The organism is Microbulbifer pacificus, from assembly GCF_002959965.1.
GTDB lineage: Bacteria > Pseudomonadota > Gammaproteobacteria > Pseudomonadales > Cellvibrionaceae > Microbulbifer > Microbulbifer pacificus_A.
In genome coordinates, this window is the sequence record NZ_PREV01000027.1 from 286,855 (window position 1) to 300,753 (window position 13,899).

A 13,899-nucleotide genomic window follows, 5' to 3' on the forward strand; every position below is an offset into this window, starting at 1 on the left:
GTTCCCTGCACGCCAGGATCGACAGGCAGCGGTTTTCCGCACACCACTTCAACTGGCGCGATTATTCGCCCTCTGGTGTATCGTCCGTTTGGGTGAATGGCTTCAGAATGGTCTGCAACAGGATGTCGCAATTTTCGATAATGTTCAGACGTTGCTCTTTGATCTCCGGCATTACTCAACTGTAAGTTGGTACTCTCCTGGTCCCCTCCAACTAATTTTTTTAAAGCTCCCGTTTATTAGCCCGGTTTCCCTTAGATATTCAAATACTTCCGCAGGACACCACTCTTTACCACCGGAAAAACTCACATCTTGAATCCGTAATTTATCAAAAATTTCGGCTTTCTCTTGATTTCCTGCGACTGGGATAGTGTATTCCAATAAATCCGAGTCAAATGCAAAACCCAAATTGACAAGTGCGTCTTGAAACGATCCGTCTACAAGCTTAACGCGGACACTTTTTCCATCCGCTTTAGTTACAAAGGCTTTGACTAGTTCTTCGCTCATTCGACCACCACCTCCAGCAGGGTTTTCACGCCATCAGTATCGATAGTTGGAATGGAGTCTATCACCATTTCTGGTGCGCCACCTGGAAGATGATTTCCGGGCCCCAAGAAAAATTGATTGCCCTCCATCGGACTCCTGGTCATTCGATCGATAATATTATCGACCTGCCTAATCTTAAACCCCTCTTCTAACGTGCCTTTTTCAAGGCCAAATGCTTCCTCAAGTTGAAGGACTTTGGCTTTATTTAATGTCAACGTCGACTGTCCTGAAAAATCACCGACTATGTCGGTAATCCCTTTTCTGTCAGAGATAAATGTTCCACTTTTTCCTATAGTCGGGTAGGCATCCCAAGCAGTTGGACTGATATTGAACCCAATGTTGTCTTCAAGCATCTGTGCTTGTCTTTGCCGAGCCTGCAATACTTTTGGGCTTGACCCATTTACGCTAGGGACATAGTCCACTTCAGTTACAATTTTCGACTTTCCCTCAGAGACATTGGGCTTGTTCTTCCGATTGTGAGTTACTGACACGTCGCCGGTGGGGATCTCCACCTCACCGAGGCTCTCAAAGTCCTCGAAACCGGGTGATTGCTTGGCCGGGGCATTGCGGTCCCTGAGCAATCTGGACTTTTTGACCTGCTCCCCAAATTCCACCAGCAACTCTCCCACCTTGCGGAAGCGGGCAAAGTATCGAGTCAGGTTTGCCGCACTCGCGGCGAGGCCTGTGCCACCGGTGACCGCGGCGAGGAGTATGGTGAAGAGAACTTCGAAGGCTGCGGCGCCGGAGAATTCGGTGATTTCTATCGTGTGCTGCGCACTGACATAGTCTTTGACGAAACGGCGCAAGTCGGCCTGCAGGGAGGGATCTTCCCAGATCAGATCCGCGAGCTCTATGGCGTGCTGGAACTGCTGCCGGGTAATTGCCGTGGGGTCAAAACCGAGCGCCTGCACGATCTCGCGCTTCTCCGCGATCAGCATTTCATCCCGATAGGCGGCGAGCAGGCTTTCACCACTCTCGTTGCGTTGCAACGCGCGCTGTGTGGCGCGCACACCCCGCAGGCTGCGCTGTAGTGGGTTGAGCACATCATTGACTTCTTTCAGCCACTGCGCAAAACCTGCTCCCGCCTGCCACAGGCCGGTAAGAAAGGCGCCGGTATAAATGAGGCCCCGGTTAACGGATGTTTCCTGTTGCAAACGCCGGGCGTGATGCGCCGCTTCCGCTTTTTCGGCGGCTACGATAGTAAGCAGTGCCTGGCGAATCTTTACCCGCAGTATGCTGCGAGTATCCTGCGGATTTTCATTCTTCGATGTTTTTGCCGCGTCAACCTGGACAAACCGGAGGTTTCCCCGATAAATCGCATCGAGAATCTGCGGCCAGCGGTCGGGGAGAAATCTTGAGCCAATATGGGGATGATGTGCCTGAGTCTGGAACAGATTCGTCGATTCCGTACTCTGCCAGCCCGGACCAGAATTCACCGTCAGGCCGAACTCAGGGTGCCAGTCGGTCCACTGGAATAATTCGTCTTCGGCAGCTGCCAACTGGAGATAGTCGATGCGCTCAAGCGCATCTATCGCCGTGAAATAGTCACTGGCAGCCAAGGAGGTTATGCGATCACCAGAGGTGAGTTGGTACGAATTTCCCAAATTATCCGTAAGGGTGATGAACGACATATCCGTGTCATTTCCCGTGCAACAGTGAGGTTTGAGTGCGGGAAACTAACACAGATCAGTCAGAGGAGGGAGGAGGAATTTCTCACTCCTCCCGGCTTGTTGCGTCTCGTGCATCCCCATTCAAAAATTCCCGTCCGCACATTCATGCAGGACGCACACCATTCAGATTCGCGAAGCAGGTATCTTTGGCGGTGACAAAAAAATCCCGCAGAAATGCCTGCTCCAACATTTCTTCCCGTACCGCTGCGTACAGTGTGCTCCACAAACCGTTTTTACCCAGGCGCAATTGGCTCACAAACCCTTTCTGTAAATATTCGTGCAGCGCCCAGTTGGGGAGTGCACATACACCGCGTCCGCTCACCACCAGCTGTACCATCATTACCGTCAGCTCCGCGGTGCGCACCGCGGCGGGTTCTATGCCGGCGGGATCGAGAAAGTGCTGGAAAATATCCAGCCGTTCCCGTTCCACCGGGTAAGTGATCTGCACTTCGTGTGCAAGGTCCTCCGGTCCCACCCATTTCTTTTCCGCGAGCGCGTGTTTGCGGCTCACCGCCAGGCACATTTCAAAACTGAACAGTGGTTCGTAGTGGATACCTTTCAGGGATTCGTCCGGATTACTGGTGACCACCAGATCCAGATCGCCGCGCACCAGTGCCGGCAGCGGCGCGAAGTGAAAGCCGCTGGACAGATCCAGCTCTACTTCCGGCCAGTCGTCGCGGTAGGCATCCAGGGTTGGCATGAGCCATTGATAGCAGCTGTGGCATTCGATGGCGATATTCAGTCGTCCCGCCTGGCCGGAGGCTAGCCGGGCAAGATCCCGCTGTGCCACCGCGACCCGGGGTAACACGTCGTCCGCCAATTGCAGTAACCGCAGGCCCGCGCTGGTAAAACGCAGCGGGCGGGACTTACGTACGAACAGTGGCTGCCCGTGTCGGTCTTCCATCTCCCGGAACAGGTGCGAAAGCGCGGATTGGGTCAGATACAGGCGCTCCGCGGCACGCACCATGCTGCCGGTCTCCCGCAGGGTGGTGAGGGCTTTGAGATGTCTGAGTTCAATCATGTTTAGAAATATTCATGTTCAGAGCAAAAAATATGAAATTGATTGAACATGGAGCGGGCCGCAGAATCAACCCCGAAATTCAGTAACCGGCCCTTTATGCGCCGGCTCTCTATCAATTTGGGGAAAGGACATGGCACAGACACACATCCTCGGCTATCCGCGTATTGGCGCCCGACGCGAGCTGAAGCGCGCCCAGGAGGCGTACTGGAAAGGCGAGATTGATCAGCCGGCGCTGCTGGCCGCGGGTTCACAGGTGCGCAGCAAAAACTGGCAGGCACAGCAGGCCGCCGGACTGGCGTTCACCACCGTTGGGGATTTCGCCTGGTACGACCAGGTGCTCAATCACTCGCTGATGTTTGGTGTGATCCCCGAGCGCTTCGAACAGGGGGCCGCGGACAATCGGCTGGACCAGTATTTCCGTCTCGCCCGCGGTCGCGCACCGTCCGGCGAACCGGTGGCCGCGAGCGCGATGACGAAATGGTTCGATACCAACTACCACTATCTGGTGCCGGAATTCTCCGGGGACCAGCAATTCCAACTGAATGCGGAGTGGCTGCTGGCGGAAGTGAAGGAAGCCCAGAGCCTGGGGCACAACGTCAAGCCGGTTATTATCGGTCCTTTGACGTACCTGTGGCTCGGCCGCGGAGAGGGCAGCTCTTTGGATCTGCTTCCCCGTTTGCTGCCGTGCTATGTCGAATTACTGAAGCAACTGGCCAGCGCCGCTGCGCAATGGGTGCAGATCGATGAGCCGATCCTCGGTCTGGATTTGCCGCAAGTGTGGCGTGATGCCTTTGCTCCGGCTTATGAAAACCTCGCCAAAGCCAGCGGCAGTAAGCTGTTGCTCGCCACCTATTTCTCTCCGCTGCGGGAAAATCTTGAGCTGGCCTTTGCGCTACCGGTAGATGGTGTACATATCGATGCGGTGCGCGCGCCGGAAGAAGTAGCCCCGGCGGTTGCGGCCCTCAATAAGCGCCAAGTGCTGTCTGTGGGGGTGATCAACGGGCGCAACGTTTGGCGTACAGACCTCGCGCGCTGGCAGCGGGAACTGTCGCCGGTTGCGGAGCAGCTCGGCGACCGCCTGTGGCTCTCCGCGAGCTGCTCGCTGTTACACACACCGGTGGATCTGGAAACCGAAACGGCGTTGGCGGACATACGCAAACAGAAATTCGCTTATAGCCGCCAAAAGCTCGACGAACTGCAAACACTGAAACATGCGCTGGAACCGGGAGCGAAGACTCTGTCTGCCTTTTCCAAAACCGAAAGCCGCAGTGAAGCGGATGTGCGCGAAGAACTGGCGAGCACCTGGCGTGCGCAGGCGTACCCAGAGCGCGCTGCTGTGCAAAGCACCCGTTGGCAACTGCCGCTGCTGCCGACCACCACTATCGGCTCTTTCCCGCAGACCGATGTGTTGCGCGAAGTGCGCCGTAAATTCCGCAACCAGGAAATCTCCCAACAGGATTACGATGCGCATTTGCGTGCGGAGATTGCCGAGGCGATCCGCCGCCAGGAAATTCTCGGTCTCGATGTGCTGGTACACGGTGAAGCCGAACGCAACGACATGGTGGAGTATTTCGGCGAGCAGCTGGATGGGTTCGTCCACACTGGCAACGGCTGGGTACAGAGCTATGGTTCACGCTGCGTAAAGCCGCCGATTATTGCCGGCGATATTTCCCGTCCTCATGCGATGACTGTGCAGTGGAGCGAATATGCCCAGAGTCTGAGTAAAAAGCCGGTGAAGGGTATGCTCACCGGGCCGGTGACGATCCTGAACTGGTCTTTCCCCCGCGAGGATATTCCCCGTGCGCTCAGCTGCCTGCAGATCGCAAAAGCGCTGCGCGACGAGGTCCAGGATCTGGAAGCGGTGGGCATTGGTATCATTCAGATCGACGAACCGGCGCTGCGCGAGGGCGTACCGTTGCGTGAATCCGGCCACAAAGAGTATTTCGACTGGGCGGTGGGTTGTTTCCGCTATACCTGCAGCCAGGTACGGCCGGACACCCAGATCCACACCCACATGTGCTATTCCAACTTCAACGCGATCATGGATGCGATCGTGGCACTGGACGCGGATGTCATCACCATCGAATCCGCCCGTTCCGATCTGCGTCTGCTGCAGGCATTTGCGGGTGACGGCGGCGGTTACCCCAATGAAATTGGCCCGGGCATTTACGATATTCACTCACCCAACGTGCCCGAGCGCGCGGAGCTGGTGAAGCGGTTGCATCAGTTGCTGAAAGTGATCCCGGCGGAAAAACTCTGGGTGAACCCGGACTGCGGCCTCAAGACCCGCAACTGGGCGGAGGTGGGTTCCGCGTTGCTGAATATGGTGGAAGCTACCCGCACCGTACGAGCGGAACTGGTATGACCTGTAGGAGCCTGCTTGCAGGCGAACGGTCCTGAGCGCTGAATCGTTCGCCTGCAAGCAGGTTCCTGCGAAGTGTATTCGGTCAGTAACAATCCCGCGTCATATTCTCGACGCGATCCTTGTGCACGATCACATTGTCTTCAATCCGTACACCACCGAACGGACGCAGCTTTTCTACCTTGTCCCAGTTCACCTCATCCGCGAGCTGGGACTCTTTCAGATCTGCCAGCAGACTTTCGATAAAGTACAAGCCGGGTTCTATGGTGAATACCTGATTTTCCTCAATGGTGCGCGTCGTGCGCAGAAAGGGGAATTCCGCAGGTGGTGGGGTGTTACCGCCTTCCGGGCTCGTCTGGTGGCCGCCCACGTCGTGCACCTGCAGGCCGAGGAAATGGCCGAGGCCATGGGGCATGAAGGTTCCGGTGAGACCGGACTCTACAGCGCTTTCCGGTGAGGTTTTGATCACGCCGAACTGTTGTAACAGCTCGCCGATTTTGTGGTGGCAGTCCCTGTGCAGATCCACATAGGAAGCGCCCGGTTTCAGGCCCGCGACCAGCTCCAGTTCCTTTTCATGCATCGCGCTCACGAGATCCGCGAATTCGCCATTACGATAGGCGTAGCTGCGGGTGATATCTGCGGCATAGCCGTTGCAGTCGGCACCGGCATCAATCAGGAAGCTGCGACGGTCGTTTTCCGGTAGCGGTTCGGTGCCGAGGTGGGTGTAGTGCAGAATTGCCCCGTGCTCGTTGAGACCGATGATGTTGCCGTAGGGCATGCGGTTTTCGCCCTGGCCCGCGGCTTTCAGGTAGGCGATGTTGATATCAAACTCGCTGGCTCCCGCCCGGAATGCATCTTCCGCGGCTTTGTGTGCGCGCACCGCGATCCGGTTGGCTTCCCGCAGGCATTCCATTTCGTAGGGGGTTTTGTAAGCGCGCGCCCAGTGCAGGCGGTCGATCAGGTGCTGGGGGTTCCGTTCTCCGATGTCCCAGCCTTCGAGTTTCGCAGTTTCACCGATAAATGCGGCGTTTTCACCGGACAGGAATGCCTTGGCTTCATCCGGTTTGGCCAGCAGTTCGATATCGTATTCGTCGCTCCAGAAGGTCTGGGGGGCGGGCGGTACGTAGTGCCAGAAATCCACTGGGCGGTAGAACAGCAACTTGGGCTTTTGCCCGCGGCGGTAGATCACCCAGCAGTTGGGGTTGTCGGTCACCGGCACCAGGGCTTTGAACTGCGGGTTTACCCGAAAGGGGTAATAGTTGTCGTCCAGAAACTGCACCGAGGGTGCACCGCTGAACACGTTGACAGTCTCGTAGCCGCACTGGTCGAGGATTTCGTCGTAACGTTTACGCAGGATGGCCAGGTGTTCACTGAAGAGTTGCTTGTCCATAAAGCCCCTGAAATTGGTCAATTAACGGTCTGTATGAGGGGTAGAATTACGCACATAGTGTATAGTCAGCCTTCTGAACAATACGTCTGATTTTTACCCATGGAAAAGAAGATACTGCTAACGGACTGCCCGGATGCCAAGGGGCTGATCGCCAGGATCACGAACATCTGTTACAAGCACCAGCTCAATATCACCAAGAACGACGAGTTTGTGGACCGCGCCCAAGGCCGCTTCTTCATGCGTACGGCATTGGAAGGCATCTTTAACGATGACACCTTCCTGGAAGACCTGGATATGACTCTGCCGGAAGGTGCCGAGCGCAAATTGGTGGCGAGTGGGCGCAAGCGCCTGGTGCTGATGGTGACCAAGGAAGCCCATTGCCTGGGCGATATTCTGATGAAGTGCTATTCCGGTGCGCTGGATGTGGAGATCGCCGCGGTCATAGGCAACCATAATAATCTGCAGTCGCTGGTAGAGAAATTCGATATCCCCTTTCACTGGCTGCCGGCAGAAGGCCTTGAGCGCGCCCGGCATGAAGAGCAGGTGATGCAGCTGGTGGACAGTTATCAGCCGGACTATCTGATCCTCGCCAAATATATGCGTGTACTCACGTCCGAATTCGTGGCTCATTATCACAGACGTATCATCAACATCCATCACTCGTTTTTGCCCGCGTTTATCGGTGCCAAGCCATACCAGCAGGCCTTTGAACGCGGAGTGAAAATCATCGGTGCCACCGCGCACTTTGTTACCGACGATCTGGATGAAGGGCCGATCATCGAACAGGATGTAATCCACGTGGATCACGGCTATTCGGCGGAAGATATGGCCGCGGCCGGGCGCGATGTGGAAAAGCAGGTACTGAGTCGCGCGTTGCAATTGGTGTTGGAAGAGCGGGTGTTTATCCACGGCAATCGCACCGTTGTGTTCAAATAAGAGTCAGACGAGGAAAGAATGTTGAGACCATTGCCCATCTGCGTTTTGCCCGCGCCGGTACTTCTGCTTTTGTCCGCTTGCGCCAGTGAGCCCTCTGCCCCCAATCCCGGGCTGAAAGAGTCTTTCCACACCGAGGTTTCTGCCAACGGCGCCAAGCGCTTTACCTACGCCCTGGAAATGGCGGTACCGGAAATCCGCGGTCCATTTACCGAGAGCCCGAATACGCGCAGTGGTGTGATGCGCAGCGAGGATATGCGCCGCCCAGTGCGCGGCCAGCGGATGGATATCAACTATGCGCTGGATCTGAAACTGAAGGAAACCCGTTTCTGCCGCGATGGGTACTTTGTTATTGATCGCGTGGTGTCTCCGCTCGGTGGTGAGATTCGCGGCGAGTGCCGGGACGCGGCGGAGCGATAATCATTACCTTTGAATAACGGCTGGCGCTGCCTTGTGTGGCGCATTTTTTTGTTTACGTGAATCATTCGCAGCGTAATACGGCTTAATAATGACCAGCTGTTCTGTTGGCGTCGGTCGGTCGCCTCGCTCCCCCAAAAAATGAATTTTCCTATCCTGTGAACTGTTTAACTGTTCGCATGTGAAAATGCCGCTCTGATATTAGCTATAGGCTTTGGCTATCACGCTAATTGTCATGTCTTTCCACCTAATCCGGTTAGGATGTTTCATCTAATATTTTGCATTATTTGATTTGTTTATTTTGATTTAAGTTGATTGTTGGTTTTTTTTTGCAAAGTATACGTTCTTTACGTCTCACATAATGTGGCTGTTATTTGCGCGTTTCGCTTTTTGTTTGAACGGAAGTGACAAATTTAAAACGCTAGAAAGTCACTAATTGGAGGCAGTTTATATTTTCTTTCTGACTCCGGAGTCAGAATGGCTGGCGTTAAAACAAACTGATTTGACGAAACTACTTCTCAGGGCTAAAAGACTAAGAAGTTTTTCCTAAATCAGAACGTCTTGGGGAAGGACTGCTACTCGAAGAGTAGTGGAGATAATTTCGGCCCACTAACCAGATTCAGTGCAGCAAGTTTCGTTCTGGAGACGGCTAGATCGCATAACCTGACAAGAAGAATTAAGGATCGTGCATGGAAGTTGAAGTTACGGTGTATTCCTACCAGAAGGATGGACTGTTGATCGCGATGGGAAATGTTGTCATCGCGTGTGGTTTTACCTTGCTTCGGCAGCGAATGGCTAACACCCCGAATGGCGTTGAGTTGTGGTTGCGGCTCAAGGGGGAGCAGGGGCGTTTGCTGGAGTTGGAAGACCGACTCAGTTCTCATCCACTGGTTACCCATTTTGAAGCCAACCACGCACCGTCCACTGCGGCGCCTGTCGCTGCGCCACAGCGACCACAAGCGGCCCCTGCCGCGCGTAAGGCGCCAACCGCTCCGCCGCCCCAGAAGCGGGCATCTGCTACCACGCCAGCCACTGAAATTGTTGAAGCAATACTGCCTTCTCTGGCCAGAAGTTACCCCAAAATTTTTCCGCAGTTGCTGGATCTCCAGCAGCAGATCCCTTCCGACCGTTGGGGTGCAAGCCTCAAGTACGTCGGTACGCGGGTTGGTGCCTGGGTATACAAGCGGGATTACGCGCTGGGCGGGCAATTGGATCTCCTGAGTGCTGTGCGTCAGATCGCCTTGCCTGCGGTGAAAACCCTGCTGCCGGCAGAAACCAGGGATTACGCAATTCACGTCAAGAACAATCCATTTTGCATGCCGGGAACCCGCTGCCGAAATGGTGAGTTTTTTTGCGGCTTTCTCCAGGGGCTTCTGCATGAGGCCGGCGCAAGCAGCCGGGTCGTTGTGCGTGAGGTGAAATGTCGCAGTGAAGGGGAGCACGAGTGCGTTTTTGAAATAGTGGATTGATGTTACAAGCGTTTTATACGGACATAGCAGCAGTTATCTGAAAATAAATAAAGGGGAAATCTTATGGTTGCGGAATACAACCCATTGCTTGTCGTGTTGTCTTTTGTCGTGTCGGTGTTGGGGTCGTTCACGGCGCTTCAGATGGCGGTTGCCATTCCGTCGGCGCGGGATATGGAAGAAAAAAGAGGCGCTATTATCAGAGCGGGGATAGCCATGGGCGGCGGTGCTATCTGGTCAATGCACTTTATTGCCATGCTCGCTTACGACATGGGTATGTCCGTCACTTATGATACGTTTCTTACTGCTCTTTCCGCTCTGATTGCGATGTTGGCCTGTTCTATCGGTCTCGCTATCGCCGGTATAGGTTTGTTCACGCTGGAGAAACTCGTCTCCGCTGGTGTATTCATGGGGTGTGGCGTTGCCGGGATGCACTATATGGGAATGGCGGCGATGATCATGCCGATGGACGTAAGTTATGACCTGAATATCCTGATTGTTTCCATCATCATCGGGGTTATTGCCTCCTGTGCAGCACTGTGGATTGCATTCCACATGCGGGGCAAATGGCAGATGTTCGGCAGTTCGGTGATCATGGGCGTAGCAGTTTGCGGCATGCACTACACGGGTATGGCGGCTGCAAAATACTCGCATACCAACGTTGTGGTGAAGGAGGCGGGCTTCCTCGGTGTTCTGGGTGGTGAGTATCTGGGGATAAGTATCTTCATGGTGATGGCGAGCTTGCTGTTGCTGACCCTGGCAATCAGTAGCCACCGCCGCCGTCAGCGGGAAGAGCTGGCAATCTGAGCAGATGAATTCAAACAAAAGATGAATTCAAACAAAAAAGCCGGGAAGATTCCCGGCTTTTTTGTTTCTGGCTGGACTCAGTCCATATAGCTCTCAACCGGAGGGCAGGAGCAGATCAGGTTGCGGTCACCGTAGACGTTGTCGATGCGATTGGAGGCGGGCCACACCTTGTGGTGCTTCAGCCAGGCGGCTGGACGGCCGGCGACTTCGCGGGAGTAGGGGTGGGTCCACTCGTCCGCCATCACATCGTCCTGAGTGTGGGGGGCATTGTGCAGCGGGTTGTCTTCCGCGGTGTATTTGCCGCTCGCCACATCTTCCGCTTCCTGGCGGATGATGGCCATGGCCTGCACGAAACGGTCCAGCTCTTCCTGGGCCTCAGACTCAGTGGGTTCGATCATCAGGGTGCCGGCCACCGGGAATGACATGGTGGGCGCATGGAAACCAAAGTCCATCAGGCGCTTGGCGATATCTTCCTCGGCGATGCCGCTCACTTCCTTCAATGGGCGCAGGTCGATCAGACACTCGTGCGCAACAAAGCCGTTGGTACCCTTGTACAGCAGCGGGTAGTGTTCGCTCAGTTTCTTGGCCACGTAGTTGGCGTTCAGTATCGCGGTCTGGGTGGCCAGCTTCATACCGGTTTTACCCATCATGCGCACGTACATCCAGCTGATCGGCAGAATGCTCGCGGAGCCCCAGGGCGCCGCGGAGATGGTGCCGTTCGCAGGGTTGTTACCCGGCACCTCGGTCACCGGGTGACCGGCCAGGTAGGGCTTCAGGTGTTCGCCAACCGCAATTGGGCCCATGCCGGGGCCGCCACCGCCGTGGGGAATGCAAAAGGTCTTGTGCAGGTTCAGGTGCGATACGTCGCCACCGAACTTGCCCGGCGCGGCAACGCCGATCAGGGCGTTCATGTTGGCGCCGTCGATGTACACCTGACCGCCGGCATCGTGGATCAGCTCGCAGATTTCGCGGATGCCTTCCTCGAATACGCCGTGAGTGGACGGGTAGGTGACCATCAGCGCGGCGATGCGATCGCGGTGTTCTTCCACTTTCGCTTTGAGATCGGTGATGTCAACGTTGCCCTTGCTGTCGCAGGCAACCACAACCACCTTCATGCTGACCATCATCGCGGAGGCCGGGTTGGTGCCGTGGGCGGAAGCGGGGATCAGGCAGATATCGCGCTGACCTTCTCCTTTTGCTTCCAGGTATTTCTTGATGGCGACGAGACCGGCGTATTCACCCTGGGAACCGGCGTTCGGCTGCAGGCTCACGGCGTCGTAACCGGTACAGGCGGCAAGCATCTGCTCCAGCTGGCTGAACATCTCGCGGTAGCCCTCGGCCTGATCGGCGGGCACGAACGGGTGGAGCTTGCCGAACTCCGGCCAGGTCACCGGAATCATTTCCGCGGTGGCGTTCAGCTTCATGGTGCAGGAGCCGAGCGGAATCATGCTGTGGTTCAGTGCGATGTCCTTGGACTCCAGGGTCTTCAGGTAGCGCAGCATCTCGGTTTCGGAGTGATGCGTGTTGAATACCGGGTGAGTCAGGAACTCGCTGCTGCGCTGCAGGGAAGAAGGCACACCGGCGACGCCCTTGGCGGCCAGTTCGCTGTCGAGTTTGCCGAGATCCAGGTTGTGGTCACCGCCAGTGAACACGGCGAGCAGTTCGGACACGTCCTTGAGCTTGGTGGTTTCGTTCAGGCTCACACCCAGGGCGTCGTCGCCCACTTTGCGCAGGTTGATCTCGGCGGCGATGGCGCGGTCATAAATCGCGGACTGCTTGTCGCCCACGTTCACGGTCAGAGTGTCGAACCAGCTGTCATGGGCGAGTTCGAAACCGGATTGCTGCAGGCCGGCGGCCAGGATGTCCGTCAGGCGCTGGATGCGCGCGGCGATGGTCTTCAGACCTTGCGGGCCGTGGTAAATCGCATAGAACGCACTCATTACCGCCAGCAGTACCTGGGAGGTACAGATGTTGGAGTTGGCTTTTTCGCGACGGATGTGCTGCTCGCGGGTCTGCATGGCCATACGCAGGGCGCGTTTGCCCTTGCTGTCTACAGAGACGCCGATGATACGGCCGGGGGCAGAGCGCTTGTAGGCTTCGCGGAAAGCGAAGAAACCGGCGTGCGGGCCGCCGTAACCCATGGGGATACCGAAGCGCTGGTTGCAGCCGACGACGACGTCAGCGCCCATCTCGCCCGGGGCCTTCAGGGCGACGAGGCTCATCAGGTCCGCGGCCACGGTTACCAGTGCATCGGCGGCGTGGACCTTGGCGATCAGGTCGGTAAGGTCGCGCACCTTGCCAGTGGAGCCCGGGTACTGGAACAGTGCACCAAAGATGTCGTCGGTCAGATCGGTGTCGGGGTTGCCTACAACCACGTCAAAACCAAAATGCTCGGCGCGGGTCTTCACGACCGCGATGGTCTGCGGGTGGCAGTCCTGGTCCACGAAGAAGGTGTTGGATTTGTTGCGCTTCATCTGGCGCTTGCTCATCGCCATCGCTTCCGCGGCGGCGGTGCCTTCGTCCAGCATGGAGGCGTTGGCCAGTTCCATCCCGGTGAGGTCCATGATCATCTGCTGGAAGTTCAGCAGGCCTTCCAGACGACCCTGGGCAATTTCCGGCTGATAGGGGGTATAGGCGGTGTACCAGCCCGGGTTTTCCAGCACGTTGCGCAGGATCACGTTGGGGGTGATGGTGTCGTGGTAACCCATACCGATAAAGGTGCGGAAGATCTTGTTGCGGCGCGCGAGATCTTTCAGCTCCGCCAGCGCTTCCTGCTCGTCTACGGCGTCCGCCAGGTCCAGGTCGTCGGACTTGCGGATAGCGGCGGGAACGGTCTTTTCAATCAGTTCTTCCAGGCTGGCGACACCGAGGGTGTCGAGCATGGCCTGGGTCTGCGCGGCATCCGGACCGATGTGACGGCGGATAAAAGCATCGTGCTGTTCCAACTGCTTGAGGGAAGGCTGGGTCATGGTGGGTGGATTCCTGTAAACACTGTGTGCTGCCGGCGCGCGGTGGCCGGGGAAGTTCCGGAGGACTCGGGTAAGGAGGACACCGGTAAAAAATAGCAAAACAGGCCGATGGCATAGGCCTGTTTTGTTATCCGGGCCGGCAGGTCCGTGACCGCACGTCATCAAAAACGGTACTGGGTCATACCGGGATGGCGGGTTCTGCGTGCCCAATCGGTGTCACTTGCCGGAATCTTGTCCCGGATTACCGGGGCCGGAAGGCGCGCATCTTAGCAATCGCGGTGATTGTCGGCAATTCGTGGCCAATCCGCTCAAACCTGTGCT

At 56.3% G+C, this 13,899-nt stretch carries 10 protein-coding genes; 5 read left to right on the forward strand and 5 right to left on the reverse strand.

Going from position 1 to position 13,899, the window contains the following annotated elements:
* Window positions 1–171 precede the first annotated feature (171 nt).
* The 3 genes from C3938_RS12010 to C3938_RS12020 all read right to left on the reverse strand — a co-directional run bounded on the left by C3938_RS12010 (window position 172) and on the right by C3938_RS12020 (window position 3,234).
* Entirely contained in the window at window positions 172–504 is a 333-nt protein-coding gene (locus C3938_RS12010) for a hypothetical protein (RefSeq protein ID WP_105103538.1), read from the reverse strand.
* On the reverse strand, window positions 501–2,174 hold the full coding sequence (locus C3938_RS18095) for a hypothetical protein (RefSeq protein ID WP_199775594.1): 1,674 nt from the start codon (window positions 2,172–2,174) through the stop codon (window positions 501–503). The genes C3938_RS12010 and C3938_RS18095 overlap by 4 nt, the downstream gene beginning before the upstream one ends.
* A 142-nt stretch (window positions 2,175–2,316) precedes the next feature.
* Complete coding sequence (locus C3938_RS12020) at window positions 2,317–3,234, reverse strand: LysR family transcriptional regulator (RefSeq protein WP_105103539.1); 918 nt, start codon at window positions 3,232–3,234, stop codon at window positions 2,317–2,319.
* Window positions 3,235–3,364: 130 nt separating this feature from the next.
* On the opposite strand from C3938_RS12020, the gene metE reads away from it, so the two are divergent.
* Complete coding sequence (metE, locus tag C3938_RS12025; RefSeq protein WP_105103540.1) at window positions 3,365–5,599, forward strand: 5-methyltetrahydropteroyltriglutamate--homocysteine S-methyltransferase; 2,235 nt, start codon at window positions 3,365–3,367, stop codon at window positions 5,597–5,599.
* Window positions 5,600–5,681: 82 nt separating this feature from the next.
* On the opposite strand, the gene pepQ is transcribed toward metE, so the two are convergent.
* Window positions 5,682–6,986, reverse strand: a complete 1,305-nt coding sequence (gene pepQ, locus C3938_RS12030; protein ID WP_105103541.1) for a Xaa-Pro dipeptidase — start codon at window positions 6,984–6,986, stop codon at window positions 5,682–5,684.
* A 99-nt stretch (window positions 6,987–7,085) separates the two neighbouring features.
* On the opposite strand from pepQ, the gene purU reads away from it, so the two are divergent.
* From purU to C3938_RS12050, 4 genes are all read left to right on the forward strand, one after another.
* Window positions 7,086–7,922 (forward strand): formyltetrahydrofolate deformylase, encoded by an 837-nt coding sequence (gene purU / locus C3938_RS12035; protein ID WP_105103542.1) that lies wholly within the window; start codon window positions 7,086–7,088, stop codon window positions 7,920–7,922.
* Between the two features lie 18 nt (window positions 7,923–7,940).
* A complete protein-coding gene (locus C3938_RS12040; RefSeq protein WP_158681673.1) occupies window positions 7,941–8,339 on the forward strand; it encodes a hypothetical protein in 399 nt (132 codons plus the stop codon).
* A 686-nt stretch (window positions 8,340–9,025) separates the two neighbouring features.
* Window positions 9,026–9,805 carry a hypothetical protein gene (locus C3938_RS12045; RefSeq protein WP_105103544.1) on the forward strand — a complete coding sequence of 260 codons (780 nt, stop codon included), beginning with the start codon at window positions 9,026–9,028 and terminating at the stop codon, window positions 9,803–9,805.
* A 63-nt stretch (window positions 9,806–9,868) separates the two neighbouring features.
* The gene (locus C3938_RS12050) at window positions 9,869–10,609 is read left to right on the forward strand and encodes an MHYT domain-containing protein (RefSeq protein ID WP_105103545.1); all 741 of its coding nucleotides are present in this window, start codon (window positions 9,869–9,871) and stop codon (window positions 10,607–10,609) included.
* Window positions 10,610–10,686: 77 nt separating this feature from the next.
* On the opposite strand, the gene gcvP is transcribed toward C3938_RS12050, so the two are convergent.
* Window positions 10,687–13,578 (reverse strand): aminomethyl-transferring glycine dehydrogenase, encoded by a 2,892-nt coding sequence (gene gcvP / locus C3938_RS12055; RefSeq protein ID WP_105103546.1) that lies wholly within the window; start codon window positions 13,576–13,578, stop codon window positions 10,687–10,689.
* Between the last annotated feature and the right edge of the window lie 321 nt (window positions 13,579–13,899).